This is a genomic window from Rhodococcus sp. RS1C4 (genome assembly GCF_002258225.1).
GTDB lineage: Bacteria > Actinomycetota > Actinomycetes > Mycobacteriales > Mycobacteriaceae > Rhodococcoides > Rhodococcoides fascians_E.
Genome location: NZ_NOXZ01000043.1, coordinates 1 through 16,873, shown reverse-complemented (window position 1 = coordinate 16,873; position 16,873 = coordinate 1). Strand labels below are relative to the sequence as shown.

At 63.7% G+C, this 16,873-nt stretch carries 22 protein-coding genes; 11 read left to right on the top strand and 11 right to left on the bottom strand.

Translation table 11 applies throughout. The annotated features are described in order from the left end of the window. Positions 1–222: 222 nt before the first annotated feature. Positions 223–561, bottom strand: coding sequence for an RNA polymerase-binding protein RbpA (locus CH289_RS22290; RefSeq protein ID WP_026348228.1), 339 nt, complete (start codon positions 559–561; stop codon positions 223–225). Positions 562–745: 184 nt separating this feature from the next. On the opposite strand from CH289_RS22290, the gene CH289_RS22280 reads away from it, so the two are divergent. From CH289_RS22280 to CH289_RS22270, 3 genes are all read left to right on the top strand, one after another. Then, positions 746–1,078: a hypothetical protein gene (locus tag CH289_RS22280; protein WP_027499079.1), complete on the top strand. Its 333-nt coding sequence runs from the start codon at positions 746–748 to the stop codon at positions 1,076–1,078. A gap of 98 nt (positions 1,079–1,176) precedes the next feature. Continuing rightward, the gene (locus tag CH289_RS22275) at positions 1,177–1,671 is read left to right on the top strand and encodes a carboxymuconolactone decarboxylase family protein (RefSeq protein ID WP_027499078.1); all 495 of its coding nucleotides are present in this window, start codon (positions 1,177–1,179) and stop codon (positions 1,669–1,671) included. Beyond that, on the top strand, positions 1,671–2,012 hold the full coding sequence (locus tag CH289_RS22270) for a GNAT family N-acetyltransferase (RefSeq protein WP_020113223.1): 342 nt from the start codon (positions 1,671–1,673) through the stop codon (positions 2,010–2,012). The genes CH289_RS22275 and CH289_RS22270 overlap by 1 nt, the downstream gene beginning before the upstream one ends. A 29-nt stretch (positions 2,013–2,041) precedes the next feature. On the opposite strand, the gene CH289_RS22265 is transcribed toward CH289_RS22270, so the two are convergent. Together CH289_RS22265 and CH289_RS22260 are read right to left on the bottom strand one after the other, a co-directional pair. After that, entirely contained in the window at positions 2,042–2,320 is a 279-nt protein-coding gene (locus CH289_RS22265) for a DUF7218 family protein (protein WP_020113222.1), read from the bottom strand. A gap of 87 nt (positions 2,321–2,407) precedes the next feature. After that, on the bottom strand, positions 2,408–3,898 hold the full coding sequence (locus CH289_RS22260; RefSeq protein WP_020113221.1) for an amidase: 1,491 nt from the start codon (positions 3,896–3,898) through the stop codon (positions 2,408–2,410). 171 nt (positions 3,899–4,069) lie between these two features. On the opposite strand from CH289_RS22260, the gene CH289_RS22255 reads away from it, so the two are divergent. The 4 genes from CH289_RS22255 (at position 4,070) to CH289_RS22240 (ending at position 7,366) form a co-directional block, all read left to right on the top strand. Further along, positions 4,070–4,525 (top strand): tellurite resistance TerB family protein, encoded by a 456-nt coding sequence (locus CH289_RS22255; protein ID WP_143545123.1) that lies wholly within the window; start codon positions 4,070–4,072, stop codon positions 4,523–4,525. Positions 4,526–4,551: 26 nt separating this feature from the next. Further along, positions 4,552–5,046 carry a DUF6328 family protein gene (locus tag CH289_RS22250; protein ID WP_020113220.1) on the top strand — a complete coding sequence of 165 codons (495 nt, stop codon included), beginning with the start codon at positions 4,552–4,554 and terminating at the stop codon, positions 5,044–5,046. A 663-nt stretch (positions 5,047–5,709) separates the two neighbouring features. Then, positions 5,710–6,264, top strand: a complete 555-nt coding sequence (locus tag CH289_RS22245) for an alpha/beta hydrolase (protein WP_256977441.1) — start codon at positions 5,710–5,712, stop codon at positions 6,262–6,264. 337 nt (positions 6,265–6,601) lie between these two features. Beyond that, positions 6,602–7,366 (top strand): YqjF family protein, encoded by a 765-nt coding sequence (locus tag CH289_RS22240; protein ID WP_230595688.1) that lies wholly within the window; start codon positions 6,602–6,604, stop codon positions 7,364–7,366. Here the strand turns inward: CH289_RS22240 and CH289_RS22235 are convergent. The 3 genes from CH289_RS22235 to CH289_RS22225 form a co-directional block, all read right to left on the bottom strand. Further along, positions 7,348–7,896, bottom strand: coding sequence for a dihydrofolate reductase family protein (locus CH289_RS22235; protein ID WP_037164802.1), 549 nt, complete (start codon positions 7,894–7,896; stop codon positions 7,348–7,350). The two genes, CH289_RS22240 and CH289_RS22235, sit on opposite strands and share 19 nt — an antisense overlap. Positions 7,897–7,973: 77 nt before the next feature. Next, positions 7,974–8,618 (bottom strand): response regulator transcription factor, encoded by a 645-nt coding sequence (locus CH289_RS22230; protein ID WP_094728629.1) that lies wholly within the window; start codon positions 8,616–8,618, stop codon positions 7,974–7,976. After that, positions 8,609–9,820 (bottom strand): sensor histidine kinase, encoded by a 1,212-nt coding sequence (locus CH289_RS22225; protein WP_037142222.1) that lies wholly within the window; start codon positions 9,818–9,820, stop codon positions 8,609–8,611. Before CH289_RS22225 ends, CH289_RS22230 begins: the two co-directional genes overlap by 10 nt. Positions 9,821–9,999: 179 nt before the next feature. Between CH289_RS22225 and CH289_RS22220 the strand changes: the two genes are divergently transcribed. Both CH289_RS22220 and helR read left to right on the top strand, forming a co-directional pair. After that, positions 10,000–10,650, top strand: a complete 651-nt coding sequence (locus tag CH289_RS22220) for a DedA family protein (protein WP_094728627.1) — start codon at positions 10,000–10,002, stop codon at positions 10,648–10,650. Between the two features lie 314 nt (positions 10,651–10,964). After that, a complete protein-coding gene (helR, locus tag CH289_RS22215) occupies positions 10,965–13,160 on the top strand; it encodes an RNA polymerase recycling motor ATPase HelR (RefSeq protein WP_094728625.1) in 2,196 nt (731 codons plus the stop codon). Between the two features lie 72 nt (positions 13,161–13,232). Here the strand turns inward: helR and CH289_RS22210 are convergent, their stop codons facing one another. Next, positions 13,233–13,589, bottom strand: a complete 357-nt coding sequence (locus CH289_RS22210; protein WP_020113213.1) for a VOC family protein — start codon at positions 13,587–13,589, stop codon at positions 13,233–13,235. A gap of 49 nt (positions 13,590–13,638) precedes the next feature. Between CH289_RS22210 and CH289_RS22205 the strand changes: the two genes are divergently transcribed. Continuing rightward, positions 13,639–13,908 (top strand): putative quinol monooxygenase, encoded by a 270-nt coding sequence (locus CH289_RS22205; protein WP_019667638.1) that lies wholly within the window; start codon positions 13,639–13,641, stop codon positions 13,906–13,908. Between the two features lie 78 nt (positions 13,909–13,986). On the opposite strand, the gene CH289_RS22200 is transcribed toward CH289_RS22205, so the two are convergent. Continuing rightward, positions 13,987–14,199, bottom strand: a complete 213-nt coding sequence (locus CH289_RS22200; protein WP_230594364.1) for a hypothetical protein — start codon at positions 14,197–14,199, stop codon at positions 13,987–13,989. A gap of 115 nt (positions 14,200–14,314) precedes the next feature. Here CH289_RS22200 and CH289_RS22195 point away from each other — a divergent pair, with 115 nt between their 5' ends. After that, positions 14,315–15,109 (top strand): HugZ family pyridoxamine 5'-phosphate oxidase, encoded by a 795-nt coding sequence (locus CH289_RS22195; RefSeq protein ID WP_094728623.1) that lies wholly within the window; start codon positions 14,315–14,317, stop codon positions 15,107–15,109. 35 nt (positions 15,110–15,144) lie between these two features. Here the strand turns inward: CH289_RS22195 and CH289_RS22190 are convergent, their stop codons facing one another. The 3 genes from CH289_RS22190 to CH289_RS22180 all read right to left on the bottom strand — a co-directional run. Next, complete coding sequence (locus CH289_RS22190; protein WP_019667635.1) at positions 15,145–15,801, bottom strand: nitroreductase family protein; 657 nt, start codon at positions 15,799–15,801, stop codon at positions 15,145–15,147. A gap of 26 nt (positions 15,802–15,827) precedes the next feature. Next, positions 15,828–16,238 carry an MmcQ/YjbR family DNA-binding protein gene (locus CH289_RS22185; RefSeq protein ID WP_094728621.1) on the bottom strand — a complete coding sequence of 137 codons (411 nt, stop codon included), beginning with the start codon at positions 16,236–16,238 and terminating at the stop codon, positions 15,828–15,830. Positions 16,239–16,422: 184 nt separating this feature from the next. Further along, on the bottom strand, positions 16,423–16,873 hold a 451-nt coding region (locus CH289_RS22180; protein ID WP_143545122.1), incomplete at its 5' end, for an ATP-binding cassette domain-containing protein.

The following is a 16,873-nucleotide window of genomic DNA, read 5'->3' as shown; positions in this document are numbered from 1 at the left end:
CGCATCGTCCCGCGGGTCCGTTACCTGCGAAAGACCGAACGAATCGTGTCAACAATAATGGCATCTTGTCTGCCTGAATTCACTTCCGAGGTGACGAATGTTGCTCTATTGCAGACCCTGGGGGATATAAACAGACTTTCGTTCCGAGCAAAAGCAAAAAAACCGCACCTGCCGAATGTTTTGCATTCGGCAGGTGCGGTTTGTCGGGACCGTGTGCGTGGATCAGGCGCCGCGGCGCTTGACCTTCAACAGGTCCATGCGCTCCTTGAGCAACTCTTCCAGTTCTTCGACCGACCGACGCTCGAGAAGCATGTCCCAGTGGGTACGGGGCGGCTTGACCTTCTTGGCCTCGGGAGCGGTGCCCTCGATGAGTGAGCCTTCCAAACCGTTACGGCACTGCCACGTTCCGGGGATTTCGGCGTCGTCCGCGAACGGGACATCGAACTCCTCACCGTTGTCGCAGCGGTAACGCGCAACGCGGCGTGGCGCAAGGTCGTGGTCGCGGTCGGTCTCGTAGCTCACGGCGCCGAGTCGGCTACCTCGTAGTACTCGATCTGCCATTGTGGCGTCCTCTCCCTCGATAGTGCGTGCTCGTCCGCAGCGCGCACTGCATTCGACTCACGGATGTACAACGCGCCGGCGCGGCGAATCGTTCCCGGCCACGGGCTCGACGTTCGCACGACACGAGCCGACCCGCAGACACGTTTGCGCCATTCTACCGCCACACCGTCGTAGGCTCGTCGGCATGTCGGTGAAGTCGCGTCGCGTGCACGCTTGCGCTTGGTGTGGCCGGGACGTCGCCGACGGTGGCATGGGACGGCGCAGGCGGTACTGCAGGCAGTCGTGTCGGCAGCGTGCTTACGAACACAGGTCGGCGGTCAAGGGCACGTCGATTCCCGAGGACGCCGTGGTGCTGAGTGCGGACGAGGCATCCGCACTGATCGACCGCAACTTCGAGGTCCGGTGCGCAGCGGAGGATGTTGCGACGGCTGTGGCCGAGGGTGCGGGTGCGGACGAGCTCGCGCGGTTGTGCGGAGATCTCGTTGCCCTCGCTAGGGATGCCGAACGGCTGCGCTGACCGACGGCACCCGACGGTTCGTGACCATATAGTTGCGACGTCAACTACATGGGTTATCGTTGTTCGCGAACGTCCACCGCATCGTCGAAAGGCCTCCGTTGTCCGAAGTCACTCCGCGCCGGGTCTTGCTGGACAAAGCGAATCCAGACGTGTTCAAAGCTCAGCTGGCAGTGGCCAAAGCTGTTCGCACCGCGACCGGCACCGCGGGGATGGATCGACGGTTCGTCGAGTTGCTGAACGTTCGCGTGTCTCAGATCAACGGGTGCGCCTACTGTCTCGACGTTCATTCGACCGCCGCGCTGGAGGCAGGCGAAAGTGCTCAGCGGCTCGCGGTTCTACCGGCGTGGAGCGAGACATCACTGTTCAGCGACAAGGAGCGCGCAGCGCTCACCTTGGTCGAGTCCGTGACTCGGCTTCCTGGTTCCGTCGACCAGGACCGCGATTACGCTGCAGCGAGCAGTGTCCTGACCGAGGTCGAGGTGGCTGCCGTCAGCTGGGTCGCGATAGCCATGAATGCGTTCAATCGAATCTCCATCGTGAGTCGGCATCAGGTTCGTCCGCACTCCGACACGACGTCGCCGAAAGGGAAATGATGAGCAACGAGCAGCACGACATCCGCGATCGTGTGGTCGTCTCGGAGGACACGGACGGGCGGCGTTACACGCTCGTACTCGACGGACACGTCATCGGATTCACCGAGTTTCGTGACCGCGGCGAGCAACGGATTTTCTTTCACACCGAAATCGACGACGCCTACGCCGGACATGGTCTGAGCTCGGTTCTGGTGACTGCTGCCCTCGACGACGTCCGTGCGCGCGGACGTCGCATCGTTCCGGTGTGCCCGCTGGTGGCCAAGTTCTTGACCAAGCACGACGCGTACCAGGACATCACCGATGCGGTTACCCCGGACATCCTGGCGTATCTCCGGAATTGAGGCCGGTCCGCCGGGCCGATGTCCGGGGGTCAGTGTTCCCTGAGCGTGTCGATCAGCTCTGCTTTCCTCAGGTCGGAGTAACCCTCGATACCCAGTTCCTTGGCGCGTGACTTCAGCTCGTCGACGGTCCAGTCCTCGTACGAGCCCGATTCGCCACCCTTCGCGCCGATCGTGGAACGACCCTGGTTGGCGGCGGCATTGGAGATCCGCGCTGCCTTCTCCTTGGAATTGCCCTCCTCGCGCAGCTTCTCGTAGAGGTCCTCGTCCTTCAGCTGAGGCTGAGAGCTACTGGACTTGTCGGCCGCCATGTCTTCTCCTCGTCTCGTGTCCGGCAGCGTGCATCGCTGTCCGACACGAGATAACCGCTGCCCGCAGCCGTCAAACGGGCGCGTTCCTCAGACAGGGGTGGCAGTTGCAGGAAAGCGGTGAATCCACGGAGCAGCCTCTTCGATTTGCGCGGCAAGCCGAAGAAGAGCGCCGTCGGAGCCGAGGTGTCCGACGAATTGAACGCCGAGTGGTAAACCGTCCGAGGTCCAGTGGACCGGGACACTGATTGCCGGTCGGCCGGTGACGTTCGCGAGCTGGGTGTACGGCACCCACCCGAGGTTGTTCTGGACGACATCGTCGAGAATCCCTGTCAGATCCATGATCCGTCCAGCGCGAAGAACACCTGCCGCTCGCGCCGCGCGCTGCATCATCGGCGGAGTCGAGGCAGCACCGATGCGAAGCGGGGGAGTAGCCAAGGTCGGGGTGAGAAGAAAATCGAACTTTCGATGGAACGCTGCGAGCGACTGCGTGTAGACCTTCGTGTTCTCGAGCGCTGCTACCGGGGCCACGAATCCGGTGTGGCGACCGTACTCGGCCACGGCGAGCGTGTCCGCCTCGAAATCGGAATTCTTGGCACCGGTCCTGGCCTTGATCTCGGCTACCTGCGCGTACACCTGCGCGAACCAGATCGTCAGAAAGTCACGTGACAGTGCCCAGTCGTCGTACGGCTGAGGAACCTCTTCGACATGGTGGCCGAGTTCTTCCAGCAGCGCGGCCGCGTGTTCCACGGCCGCCACAGCCTCCGGATGCGGCGACGGATTCACGGTCGACGACGTGGACCATCCGATTCGAAGTCCGGTCGGGCGGGTTCTTATCGCGTCGACGAATCGCTCCGTAGGAAACTGCGCGAGGTAGCCGGCGCTCGGGTCCGGCCCGACGATGGCGTCGTAGAGGGCCGCACTATCGCGGACCGTCCGGCTGACGACGCCCTGACTGACCATCCCGAACATGATTTCGCCGGTCTGTGGTCCGTACGGCGACAACCCCCGACTCAACTTGAGTCCGACGAGACCGTTGCATGCGGCCGGTATTCGTATGGAACCGCCGCCGTCGTTCGCGCCGGCCGCTGGAACGATCCCGGCGGCTACGGCGGCACCCGAACCACCCGACGAACCGCCGGGTGTTCGGTGCAGGTTCCACGGATTGCGAGCCGGACCCCAGTAGTCCGATTCCGTGACGCCCTTGGCGCCGAGTTCCGGTGTGTTGGTCTTACCGAAGACGACAAGACCTGCGTCGAGGAATCGCTGAGTGATCAACGAGTTCTCGGTCGCGATGTCGTCGGCAAGTGAACGCGACCCGTAGGACGTCGGGTATCCCTTGTATTCCTGTGCCAGGTCCTTCAGTAGAAACGGAACACCCGCGAACGGTCCGCGGCCGAGGGTCTGCGCCGCGTCGTCTGCTGCGGAATCGGTTCGAGCCACGATCGAGTTGAGCTTGCCGTCGACGTCGTAGGCGCGTCGGCGAGCGAGTTCCAGCAATTGCGGTGCGGTGACCTCGCCGCCCGCCACCAAGGATGCGAGTTCGGTTGCGTCCTTGGACACGTACTCCTCGAGGTTCACGCGCCGATCCTACTGCCGACGACCAGCCTGGGGGCCGAAGTCGCCGCCAGAGTTCACTGAGTGCTCGCCCGAGATCGTCGTGACTGATTCCGGCTAACCGGTCGACCGACGGGCACAATGGTGGCGACCGCACGGCGAGTGCGGTCCGGGCAACGCGAGCGAAGGAATGTCATGGCTTTCTGGGACCAGTTGAAGGCGAAGGCCACCGAACTGAACGGGCAGTTGCAGACCAAGACCGTCCAGTTCGAGAACAAGGAGTTCGCGAACGGGAGCATGGCCATGTGTGCCCTGATCGCTGCGGCCGATGGCACCATCGATCCGGCCGAGCGGCAGAAGACAGCGGCACTGATCTCCGGCAACGAAGCGCTCAAAGTTTTTCCCGCCGAGGAGCTTCGCCAGAAGTTCGACTGGTACTGCGACAAGCTTGCCGGAGATTTCGACTTCGGCAAGGTGGAGGCAACTGCCACGATCGGCAAGTTGAAGGGCAAACCGGATCAAGCTCGTGCGGTGATCCAGATCGGCATCATCATCGGCGGTGCCGATGGACACTTCGACGATCACGAGAAAGCCGCTGTCAAGAACGCGTGCTTCGCCGTAGGAATCGACCCAAGCGAATTCGAACTCTGAGTAGTCTCCGCAGCTAGTCTGATGCAATGAGCACTGACGAGGATCCGGATCACCTCGAATGGAACGGTAAGGCGCGCAACGAAACTCCCACTCAGCAGCTCGACAGAAACTGGCTCGCACTGTTGCAGGAGCTGCGGGTCGTCCAGACCGGCGTCCAGCTGCTGACGGGATTTCTGCTCACCTTGCCGTTCCAGAGCCGCTTCGACGATCTCTCTTCAGCGGGTCACGTCGTATATCTCGTGACCGTATCGGCGTCGATTCTCGCGACGATCCTGCTGGTTGCGCCGGTGGGCATGCATCGATTGCTGTTTCGTCAGCGTGCAATCGGTGTATTGGTGCGAGTGGGCAACACGCTCGCGATCAGCGGCATCGTGATGCTGGGTATCACGTTGATCGGAGCTGTTGCCTTGACATTCGAGATAGTCCTCGGCCTGAGTGCGGCATTACCGGCGGCCGTCGTGGTCGCGGTGATCATGATCGGATTCTGGTTCGTTCTGCCTCGCGCATACCGGAAGACATGACGCGACGCGTGACGGCGACCGCGACAACCCGTAAGTTTCGTCACTGTGACGAAATAACAGAGAGTGGCACGATTACAGGGAAGCGGCCAAGGTTCCGAGTCGGAGGTCGCGCTACCACGAGGAGACGGTTCCGGCCTGCGAGCCGAATCGAATCGAATCATGGCGCACGGATCGACCCAAGGGTGCACGCGGACGCTGGAAGGCATCAGCCAGCACACGGCGCAGTTAGGACGATCGTCGATCCGGTTCGAAGGCGGGCACATGTACGCGCAACGGATCGGTCGATCACTGGGTGCTCATCCGGGCGTACACGCTGGTCGCGCTTTTGCCGATAATCTACATTATGTCAATTCAAGTGCTGCATGTTGCATCGGATCAATCTTCCGACCGCCGCCACCGTTCACGTACGACTCACGTCCACAGTGCTGCAATCTCGAAGCTTGCGGTTGCAATCGAACCGCAATCGACGAAAGGAACTGAATGAGCCAACACCCGTTCATACTTCCCACACCCAAGGCGCATCGAGAACGTCACGACACCATCGACGTCTATCGGTCGGCTGAGTCACCTGAACCAGCGCGTGTGAAACAACCGATTGTTGTCTTCGTACACGGCGGGCCACGCCCTCCCGGCGTTCACGACTGGCGCCCACGGGACCACCCCATGTATGTGGGCTACGGATCGATCATCGCCGAGCGAGGTGCCATCGGCGTCACCGTTCAACATCAGATGGACACCCTGGCGCACTGCAGATCAGCTGCGGAGGAAGTCGCGGCTGGCGTCGAACTCGCCCGGACGCTACCCGGAGTGGACCGCGACCGGGTCGCCCTCTGGTTTTTCTCCGGAGGCGGACTGCTCACTACCGATTGGCTGAGGGCCCCGCCATCGTGGCTGACGTGCATCGCGCTCACCTACCCGGTGCTGGACACCGTCCCGGAATGGGGCGTCGATCCGCACGTCGACCCTGTCGGTGCGATCCGAAGCGTCGGCCGGCTCCCGATCTTGCTCACCAAGGTGGGGCGAGAGCGACCGGAATTCATCGCCGGCGTCGACGCTTTCATCACGGCCGCAGCGGAAGCCGAAGCGGAACTCGACATCATCGACGTACCCGAGGGCACTCACGGATTCGACATGTTCGACGATTCGCCGGAATCACGCGATGCAGTGACCACCGCCATCGAATGGGTGCTGACCACAACGACACGCGACCTGCCGTGACGGACGATGCGGCGCCCCTCCGCCTCGTTGGCGGTGCAGGCGTGTCGTGAAATTTCCGCCGCACGCGATTCAACGCTTCAGCTAGTGCGCCGCAAGCTCGACGAATGCGGAAACTACTCCCCCTACGCCAACCTGCTCGGAAACATCCACAAGGACGGTGCGCGCATCTATTCCCATCCGCCGACTACACCACGGTGGAGGCGACCGGCAGCGCACCGATCGACCCACAGGTTCGTGGACGACGCAAACGAGCGAATCCGAATCGGCTGGAGCGTCGAACCGAGGCGCCGAGGAAGTTTTCGGTTGAGCGCGGATGTGCACGCCTACTGTTGATCAAATGAATCCCGACGATGGACGACGACTGTGGCCGAGGCCCCCGCTGTTACCACGCCCGATTCTCATGGACCAGCGCTGGGAACGCCTGGTGTTCCTGCACTGGCGCGTTCCGAGTCGGCGTGTTGCACCGCTCTTGCCTGCAGGCACTGTCCCTGACGAGTTCGACGGCACGTCGTGGGTCGGACTGATCGGGTTTCGGATGGTGGGAGCCGGGCTCGGATACGGTCGTCCTGTCCCCTATTTCGGTACGTTTCCCGAGATCAACGTTCGGCTGTACTCGGTGGACGCGAACGGCCGACGCGGGGTGGTGTTCCGATCGCTGGAAGCCAGCCGTCTCGCGGTGGTTGCCGGGACCAACCTCGTCGGTGTTCCGTATCGCTGGGCGTCGATCACCATCGAGGACGACGAGACGTCGATTGCCTACCGAAGCAATCGTCTCGCGCCGCCGCAGCGCGGAAGCACAACGAGTTTCGGGGTGCATCGTGGCTCCTGCGACATGTCCGACGACCCACTTGCTCAATTCCTCACCGCGCGTTGGGGTCTGCACACTTCCTTGGCAGGACGGCTTCTGTACGTGCCGAATGTCCACCGCCGCTGGCAGCTGTACGACGCCGCCGTCACCCACTGCGACGACCAACTCCTCGGTGCAGCGGGACTTCCGAACGTATCCGACAGTCCACCGGACTCGGTGTTGTACGCACCAGGTGTCTCCACGCAGTTCGGCAGACCGTACACCGTACCTCTACGTCACGACGGGGACGCATAACGCATCAACGATGCGCCGGATGGAAACGCCCGGCACTCCAGCAGGCGTACCCCGAGCGATGGTGCACCGTCGAACAACCGTTCGCCGTGACCGCGAACATACGGATACACGAACAATCGGTACTCGTCGACGAGATTCGCCGCAATCAGACTGCGACACAACGTGATACTTCCGGTGCACACGATGTCGGAACCGGTCGTCTTCTTGATCCGTGTCACCTCGTCGACCAGCGGACCCGATAATACGGTCGAGTTCGCCCACCCGGGTTCCTGCAGTGTCGTGGACACGACGTACTTGGCGACTTGGTTCAGATGATCGGTCACGCCAGTTGTGTCGTCGGTCTTCGGTCCCCAGTAGTCACGCATACCTTCGAAGGTCACTCGGCCTACCAGGAAGCCGTCGGAGGCGTCGCGTTGAGCCGCCAATGCCGCGTCGAGCTCCGGGTCGCTCCCGGCTTGGGTGAACCAATCGTCGGTTGCTTCGATGACGCCGTCGATGGTGATGTTCTGCGTGATGACCAGCTTGCGCACACTTCATGGATACCACTCGGTGGGCACACTGGGAAGCGCAAGCATCGGTGCACCATCGAACGCCCCGATACCGATCGTCAGCTGCGGAGGTAGGTCACGACGGCCATGACGCGACGGCTGAGGCCGGCGGAGTTCGACAGTCCGAGTTTCTCGAAGATCGAGTTGATGTGCTTCTCGGCCGAACTGACGGAGATGAACAGATCGGCAGAGATCCGCGCATTGGTGAAGCCCCGAGCCATCAGTTCGAGCACGTCGCGTTCGCGCGGAGTGAGACGGTCCACGGGGTTCGATTTGCTCGTGCGCGACAACAGTTGTCGCACGACCTCGGGGTCGAACACGGTTCCGCCGTCGGCAACTCTGTTCAGGGCGTCCAGGAATTCGTCCATCTCGACCACGCGGTCCTTGAGCAAATACCCGACCTTCCCGTCGGAACCACTGATCAACTCCCCCGCGTATCGAGTCTCCACATGCTGGGACAGCACGAGAACCGCGACATCGGGCCATCGTGTGCGGATGGTCAGTGCAGCCCGCAGACCCTCGTCGGTGTGATCCGGGGGCATGCGCACATCGGTGACGACGATGTCCGGGCGATTCTCCTCGACGGCATCCAGGAGTGCGTCCGCATCGCCAACGGACGCGATCACATCGTGGCCTTCGTCGGCGAGCATGCGCACCAGTCCCTCGCGCAGCAAGGCCGAATCTTCGGCGACCATCACCCGCATGGGATGCTCGCGGTCACGACGGTCGGTCCGCCACAGGGGCTGTCCACGGTCAAGGTGCCGTCCAACGCCGCGACGCGCCGAGCCAACCCGGACAGACCGGTGCCCGAAGGATCCGCTCCTCCGGCACCGTCGTCGGTGACGACGACACGTATGCGTTCGACTTTCTGGCGAGTGACAGTCACGTTCACCACCTGAGCGGATGCGTGCTTGGCTGCATTGGTCACCGCTTCCGCGACCACGAAGTACAGTGCCGTTTCCACCGCGGGCCGCACCCTCTCCTTCAGTTCGTACGTGATTCGGACAGGAACAGTGGCTCGCTCGGCCATCGTTTCCAGCGCCTGGTGCAAGCCGGAGTGATCGAGGGCAATCGGGTACACCCGATTGGCGACTTCGCGCAGTTCCCCGATCGCTTCCTGCGCCGTCGCTCGCGCGCGATCGAGTAGCTCGCCGGGTTCGTCGGCGCGTCGTGCCTGGCCGATGAGCATCCCGAGTGCGACCAGTTGCTGTTGCACACCGTCGTGCAGGTCCCTCTCGATTCGGCGCCGTTCGTCGTCGATGGCATCGACCACATGGTTCCGACTGCTCGTCAGTTCTGCGACGCGGTGGCGCAGCAACCTGTCGGACTGCGGTCCCAGAACTCGAGCGCCGAACCATCGATCCAGCGACCCCACCCCTACCACCCCGACGGCGGCTACGAACATCAACAAGATTCCAGGCAGCGCCGCACTTGCCACGAGTAGCGCGTCGACTCGGTCCGAACTCTCGATCAAGCCCCAACTGCCGTTCAGAAGCCATGCAGACAGCATCGACCCGGCCACGGCGAGACACAGCACTAGCAGAAGAACCACGCCCAGTCCGAGTAGCCCTACAGCCCAGCGCATTCCAAGATATGTCCTGCATCGTCGTGGAGTGAGTGCGTCTGTCCGTAACCGACCGTGGAAGCGGATGATCCTCCGAACCTCGAGCGCAGTCAACGTCAGCGCACCCTCCGCAACGGCGGCACGAACAGGCTCCCCACGCTTTCCGAGCACGTGCCCTGAGACGAGGGCAACCGACGCCACCGCGATGAAGAGCAAGCCCGCAACCGACGTGAGACCACCGAGCAGTACTCCCGCCAGAGCCAGCAGCCATCGCCCGATAAGCGAGCTGACGGCGATACGATCCGACTGCTCCGGTGGGTACTCGACGTGGTTCCCCGGCACGCATGCAGAGTAACCGAGCACATCGGGTCTCGACACTGCGGAAAACCGCACTATGTGCACGGGGGCGTACCACCGCGACGATCGACGGCTGTCCTCGATGTCCTACGGGCCCGGCGCTCCTAACGTTCTCGGTGTCCTTCCTGGAGGAGCCACGTCATCTACGAACGAGGAGAAATGTCATGTCCCACATGTTGATTGCAGCCGCCAGCGAGGCGGAACCTCCAAGCGGGCTCGCCGGTTGGGCGGTGGACGTGATGGATGCCCTCGGTAGCCCCGGCGCAGCCCTCGTCGTCGGAGCGGACAACCTGTTCCCGCCGATCCCGAGTGAACTGGTCCTGCCTCTCGCCGGTTTCTCCGCCAGCAACGGAGTGTTCTCCTTCGGTGCCGCGCTCTTCTGGACGACGCTCGGGTCGGTTCTGGGCGCGATCGTCGTCTACGCCGTCGGCGCGATCGTCGGGCGGGAACGTACTCGCGCGCTGGTGGTGCGAATGCCGCTGATTCAAGCCCGTGACTTCGATCGATCGGAGGCTTGGTTCGCGAAGCACGGCTCCAAGGCAGTCCTGCTCGGACGAATGATCCCGCTGTTTCGCAGTTTCATCTCGCTGCCGGCCGGGATCGAGCGGATGGGGCCGCTGAAATTCGTTCTGCTCACCACGGTCGGCAGTCTGATATGGAACACCGTCTTCGTCACCGCCGGCTATCGACTCGGCGAGAACTGGCATCTCGTGGAGGGGTACGCCGGGATTCTGCAGAAGGTCGTCGTCGTGTCGGCGTCGGTTGCCGTAGTGATCCTTGTGATCTTGCGGCTGCGCACCGCCGAGAAGGCCTGAGCCGACCCTCGTCGCGGAGTCCGGGCGGAGGGACGCCTCCCCCACCCTCGACAGGGTTCGAGGCACAATTTCTCGGCGTCGACCACTGTAATCAGTGTATTTTCAGGGCAATCCGGTTGCAGTTCCGAATTGCAGAGCGCCCAGCACGGCGAGTGGAGCGCCGGTGGCAATTGGGGAGGCTGAAGCGGAATCGAGACGACGTGTCTCTTCCACTATCAATCTATAGCGCACCCATGGGCTTGTGGCAAGACCCCGGTAGTGCCGCAGAATAGCGCACCGAACCTGACACTCACCGGAACGAAAGGCGTGCGCGCATGCCACCCTCGACCAGCGACCACACGTCGACCTCGGCCTTCGACCTGACCGGAAACCGGGCTCGAAAGGCCGCAGCCGAATTGATTCACGAGGACGAAAAGCACTTCGCCGCAATTCGATCCAGCCTGGCGTCGTCGATCGCCGACGCCACAGCTCGGCTCGACGCCACGCGGCGGTCCACCGGGCGAATGGGTCAGGAAGCGATGGAACGAGACTTCGAAGTCCACCGTTTGACCCAACGCCTTCGCTCTCTACGACGGTTCGGCCTCGACGTGTGCCTCGGACACATGCAGCCCGCCGACGGTTCCGATCCGATCTACGTCGGACGCGTCGGCTTGCTCGACGACGCAGGCGAGCAACTGGTGCTCGACTGGCGCTCCCCCGCTGCCGAACCGTTCTTCGGTGCCACTCATCGAAACCCTATGGGCTTGGTCGGACGTCGCCGATACCGATGGGCGAACGGCCGCGTCGCCGACTACTGGGACGAGGTGTTCACCGACCGCGCGGGCGAAGGCGCCGAATCTGCAGCACTCGACGACCAATCTGCGTTCATCGCGAGCCTCGGAGCCACACGGTCTCCGAGGATGCGTGACGTTCTCGGCACCATTCAGGCCGACCAGGACGCGATCATCAGAGCAGGATCCGACGGTGCGCTCGTGGTCGACGGCGGTCCCGGTACCGGCAAAACCGTTGTGGCGCTGCATCGCACCGCCTACCTGCTGTACTCGGATCCGCGGCTGGGCCACAATCGGGGCGGGGTGCTCTTCGTCGGACCGCACAAGCCGTACCTGAACTACGTTTCCGATGTTCTTCCCAGCCTCGGTGAGGAGGGCGTGCTCACGTGCACGCTGCCCGACCTCGTGGCCGAAGGCGAGACCGCCGAAATCGAGGACGACCAGGCCGTCGCCGCGCTCAAATCATCGGTGGACATGGTCGGGGCCGTCGAACGAGCTGTTCGGTTCTACGAGCAGCCCCCCACGAAGCCGATGACGGTGGAGACGGAGTGGGCGGATCTTCACCTCTCGGCTGCCGACTGGAAAGAAGCGTTCGACGCCGCCGATTCGACGACGCCGCACAACGACGCTCGGGAGCTCGTGTGGGACGTCCTGGTGAGCATCCTCGTCGACAAGTACGTCGGTGAGGCCCCGGAGTCCGAGGTCCGTGCGTCGCTTCAGGCCAACGACGAACTGCGTGCAGCTCTGGACAATTCGTGGACGTCGGTCGAGGCGGCCGACCTGGTGGCCGACCTGTGGTCCGTACCCGCATACCTGCGTCTGTGCGCGCCGTGGCTGACCCCGGCCGAGGTCGCGCTTCTGCAGCGAAGCGACCCTTCTCGATGGACCACGGCGGATCTTCCGATCCTGGATGCGGCCCGTCGCCGCCTCGGCGACCCCGAATCAGGGCGAATCCTGCGCCGACGCGCGGCCGCGGCAGCCGCCGAGAGACGGCGGATGGACCGGGTCGTCGAGGAACTCCTGCAGCTCGACGACGAGGACGGCCTGTACGCCCAACTCCGGCAGGACGGAATTCGCGACGCCTTGGTCGACGATTCCGTGCTTCCGCACACCGAACCGGACCGAATGGCCGGGCCGTTCGCGCACATCGTCGTCGACGAGGCACAGGAATTGACCGACGCGGAATGGCAGATGCTGGTGCAGCGCTGCCCGTCCGGAAGCTTCACCATCGTCGGCGACCGGGCGCAGGCGCGCCACGGATTCACCGAGACGTGGATGGACCGACTCGAACGAGTGGGCATCGGACGCGTCACCGACACCGACACGAAAGGCGTGACCATCCAGGAACTGACCATCAACTACCGCACCCCGGAGGAGGTGATGGCCGTCGCCGAACCCGAGATTCGACGAGTGCTCCCCGACGCGAACGTACCCACATCCATTCGGGCCGGCGGTGTCCCGGTGACGTACGGGGACCCGTCGGAACTCGCGTCGATCACCGAGCGTTGGCTCGCCGACAACCCGGACGGCATCGGATGCGTCATCGGAGCCGCGACGTTCCGTGAGACCGATCGCATCCGGTCGTTGACCCCGTCGTTGTCCAAAGGGCTCGAGTTCGATCTGGTGGTTCTCGTCGAACCGGCCGCGTTCGGCAGCGGCATCGAGGGCGCAGTCGATCGGTACGTCGCGATGACCAGAGCGACCCGCACGTTGGCGGTACTGGAGTCCGTACAGCAGTGAAGCCCAGTCGCCGTGAAGCTCAGTCGCCGTGAAGCCCTGATCGCCGTGGAGCCCTCATCGCCGGGTGAAGGCCTAGTCGCTGTGGTGACGGACGATGTTCACGACGTTTCCGTCCGGCGCGCGGACGAGAAACCTCCGCACGCCCCAGGGCTCGTTCGTCACCGGATGCACGATCTCGTACCCGGCGCCGACGGCTTCGTCGTACGCGGCGTCGACATCGTCGGTCATCACCGACATCACGGAGTCGACGGGTGAGGTTCGGTCACGGGTGACTAGCTGGACGCTGGTGTCGCCGTCGGGTGCGGTGAACCGCGCCACCCATCCAAGACTGAATTCCTGGGTCTCCAGGCCCAGGAACTGCTCGTAGAAACCTTTCGCTGCGTCGATGTCGGGGACGGTGAGGTTGGTGACGATCTTTCGTGCTCGCACGGCTGCTCCTCGGCGATGAGTTCTCGGCTACCGCGATGTCGGTACCCACATGATCATCGTTGCAGGGCACCTCACCGTGGAACCGAACTCCAGAGATTCCTACCTGTCCGATTGTGTGGAGGTAGTGCGGCTGGCCAGGGAATCGGAAGGGTGCTTGGACTTCTCCATCGCTGCCGACCTGCTCGACAGCGGGCGCATCGACATCTACGAGAGGTGGGACGACGTCGAGCATCTTCACGCGTTTCGTGGCTCCGGTCCCGATGCCGGTCAGCAGGCCGCAATTCTCTCCGCCGACGTACGTGAGTTCGAGTGCCGGTGACTTCGGGAGTGCGGGACTTCGTGACTTCGTGACTTCGTGACAGTACAGAATCGACGAACGATCCGGGGCGCCCCCCGACTACTCGTCGGTGCTGGCCTTGCGCCTCAGCTTGAGCCGAACCAGTTTGATCGTCACGGCCAGCGCCACCAGAAGCCACCCCACACCCAGCACGCACAAACCGACCGTCGTCGCCGACGCTGCCTTCCTGTCGTCGGCGTAGACATACCCCACGCCGGCCCAGATTGCAGCGACCACCACGAACAACCCCATCGCCGCCATTACCGCTCGCACCGTCCGGTTGGTGCGCAACACCCTCATCACGGCCTTGACATGCCCAGACGGGTCGGTCTCCAAACGGCGTCACACAGTTGCCCGTGCCACACGGCGACTCCGTAGACTGCCCGGCATGGCACTCGATCATGGCGACCCAGGTGATGCACCGTCGACTCCTCCCCCGCTCGTCGGTGTCGAGGACGTCCGCCGACCGACGCCTGCAGAGGAAGCTCGCACCGTCGCCGCGTCGACCAACATCGCGACGCTCGCCACCCTGACCGCCGACGGTGATCCGTGGGCGTCGTACGTCACCTACGGACTTCTGGGTGGCTCGCCCGTGTTGTGTGTCTCTCGGATGGCCGAACACGGACGCAACCTGCACGGTGATCGACGCGCAAGTGTTTCGATCGTCGCCCCGGAAACCGCGAGTGATCCTCTGGCGATCTCCCGGGTGACGCTTGCCGGCCGGGTGGACGCTCCCACCGGACCCGAACTCGACGCCGCTCGAGCCGCACACCTCGATGCTGTGGCCGCGGCGAAGTACTACATCGATTACAGCGACTTCACGCTGTGGGTGCTCCGAGTCGAACGAGCCCGCTGGGTCGGAGGTTACGGGCGAATGGACTCGGCCACAGCCGCCGACTACGAGACCGCCACTGCCGATCCGGTGTCACCCGGAGCGGCGTACGCGATCTCGCATCTCAACGAGGATCATGCCGATTCGCTACTGGCGATGGCGCAGAACCTCGGCGGTTATCCCGATGCAACCGTCGCCACATGCACGACGGCCGATCGGTACGGCCTCGATCTCAGCGTCACCACACCTCGTGGACATGCCACGACCAGAGTCGGCTACGCGTCACCGATAACCAAGATCGACGACCTCCGCGCAGCTACTGTCGAACTCGCGCGTAGGGCTCGCAGCTGAAGTACCCTGCACCACTGGCCCGCCGACGACCGCGCCTACCACCTGTCCATGTGCAGAACCGAATCGATCGGTTCACGCGGAGCGGGCTTGAACGTCTCACCGGTGAAGTACGCAGTGGGGATCAGCGCGGCCTGATGGAAGCCCTGCGGGATACCCAGCAATTCTGCGACCTCGTCTTCCCGGGACAGGTGCAGCGTCGTCCACGCCGTGCCGAGTCCTCGCGCTCGGGCGGCCAGCGCGTAGCTCCACGCGGCGGGCAGCAGTGATCCCCACAGGCCGGCTTGATTGCCGGCCGGGAGCCGGGCGGCCCCGCGGATACACGGGATGAGCAGAACCGGCACCTCCCCCATGTGGTCACCCAGCCAGGCCACGCTGTCACCGACTCGCTTCTGCACCGGTGCTCGCTGGGGGTCGTCGGCGAACAGTTTCGCCGCCGACGCCCGCGACGCCAGGTATTTCTCGGTCTCCTGGCGGTAGATCTCCCCCAGTTGCGCACGCAGCGAGGGGTCGGTGACGACCATCCACTGCCAGCCCTGCCGATTGGAACCCGACGGTGCCTGCAACGCGATCTCCAGACATTCGCGAATCAGATCCGGGTCGACGTCACGGGTGAGGTCCAGTCTTTTGCGCACGGTGCGGGTCGTGGTCAGCAGTTCGTCCGGGGTCAGGTCGAGTACAGGGAACGCTGTCATGTCTTCGAGTGTGTCACCGGCACGACTCAGACGCCCGGACGATCCACCGATTCCGCCAACTTCCGGGGAGCGAGCAGGCAGTAGCTGTCGGTGAGCAGCTCGGACAGTTCGTCGTCGTCGGCGTCGTCGACCAGCATTCCCACCGTGTCCTGCCCCCACGGCGTCGCGAAGAACGGCGGCCCGGACCGCAGCAGCACGTCCAGTTCGGGCGCCTCGGATCGGAACGTCAACACCGTGGCGGGTTCCACGAGTCCCGCAGCGTCGGCGTAGGACGCCGGCCTGCCCGGTTCGACCACCAACACGTGCGCGAACGTCCTGGTGCGTACCCGCCAGCGCACCCCGGTCCACGCGCGCTCCTCGACGGTCTCCGGCAATCTCGAACACACCGCTCTGATGACCTTCAGGATGCTCTCCGGCACATCGGGATAGTCGCTCATGCTCGCCTCACCGCAGGTGTTCGTCGGGCCTCGTGCCAGAGAACCTATCGCGCGACACCGACGCGCACACGGCGGATGCGTGTACGTATTGCGGACGAGAAATGGGTCGGCCCGCTTGTCTCCGGTGGGAGACAAGCGGGCCGACCCGGTCGAACGCGGCCATGTCGCCGAATTGCGACGTGACTCAGCGCCTCAGCTCGTGGGTGAGGGTTTCGAGTTCGTCGCCGCCTGCCATTTCCTTGGTGAGATCGTCGAGGCTGATCTCGTCGTAGGTGCAGTCGAGCTTCTGCCGGCCACGGTTGAGGAGCACGAAGTGATCCCCCACCATGTACGCGTGATGCGGGTTGTGGGTGATGAACACAACCCCGAAGCCCTGCTCCTTCGCGGCGGAGATGTATCGCAGAACCATCCCGGACTGCTTGACACCCAACGCGGCGGTCGGCTCGTCGAGGATGAGCACGTGTGCACCGAAGAAGATAGCTCGGGCGATCGCCACACACTGACGCTGGCCGCCGGACAGCGATCCGATGGGTGCGTCCACGTCGGGCAGATCGATACCCATCTTGTGCAGCTCTTCGATGGTCGTCGCGCGCATCGCGGTGGCGTCGAGTGTCCGGAACGGGCCTTTGCGCAGT

Bases quoted from the DNA above. Each gene is read 5' to 3' on its own strand.
- CH289_RS22290 (WP_026348228.1), bottom strand. From the start codon at position 561: ATGGCAGATCGAGTACTACGAGGTAGCCGACTCGGCGCCGTGAGCTAC.
- CH289_RS22280 (WP_027499079.1), top strand. From the start codon at position 746: ATGTCGGTGAAGTCGCGTCGCGTGCACGCTTGCGCTTGGTGTGGCCGG.
- CH289_RS22270 (WP_020113223.1), top strand. From the start codon at position 1,671: ATGAGCAACGAGCAGCACGACATCCGCGATCGTGTGGTCGTCTCGGAG.
- CH289_RS22265 (WP_020113222.1), bottom strand. From the start codon at position 2,320: ATGGCGGCCGACAAGTCCAGTAGCTCTCAGCCTCAGCTGAAGGACGAG.
- CH289_RS22255 (WP_143545123.1), top strand. From the start codon at position 4,070: ATGGCTTTCTGGGACCAGTTGAAGGCGAAGGCCACCGAACTGAACGGG.
- CH289_RS22250 (WP_020113220.1), top strand. From the start codon at position 4,552: ATGAGCACTGACGAGGATCCGGATCACCTCGAATGGAACGGTAAGGCG.
- CH289_RS22245 (WP_256977441.1), top strand. From the start codon at position 5,710: ATGTATGTGGGCTACGGATCGATCATCGCCGAGCGAGGTGCCATCGGC.
- CH289_RS22240 (WP_230595688.1), top strand. From the start codon at position 6,602: ATGAATCCCGACGATGGACGACGACTGTGGCCGAGGCCCCCGCTGTTA.
- CH289_RS22230 (WP_094728629.1), bottom strand. From the start codon at position 8,618: ATGCGGGTGATGGTCGCCGAAGATTCGGCCTTGCTGCGCGAGGGACTG.
- CH289_RS22220 (WP_094728627.1), top strand. From the start codon at position 10,000: ATGTCCCACATGTTGATTGCAGCCGCCAGCGAGGCGGAACCTCCAAGC.
- helR (WP_094728625.1), top strand. From the start codon at position 10,965: ATGCCACCCTCGACCAGCGACCACACGTCGACCTCGGCCTTCGACCTG.
- CH289_RS22205 (WP_019667638.1), top strand. From the start codon at position 13,639: ATGATCATCGTTGCAGGGCACCTCACCGTGGAACCGAACTCCAGAGAT.
- CH289_RS22195 (WP_094728623.1), top strand. From the start codon at position 14,315: ATGGCACTCGATCATGGCGACCCAGGTGATGCACCGTCGACTCCTCCC.
- CH289_RS22190 (WP_019667635.1), bottom strand. From the start codon at position 15,801: ATGACAGCGTTCCCTGTACTCGACCTGACCCCGGACGAACTGCTGACC.
- CH289_RS22185 (WP_094728621.1), bottom strand. From the start codon at position 16,238: ATGAGCGACTATCCCGATGTGCCGGAGAGCATCCTGAAGGTCATCAGA.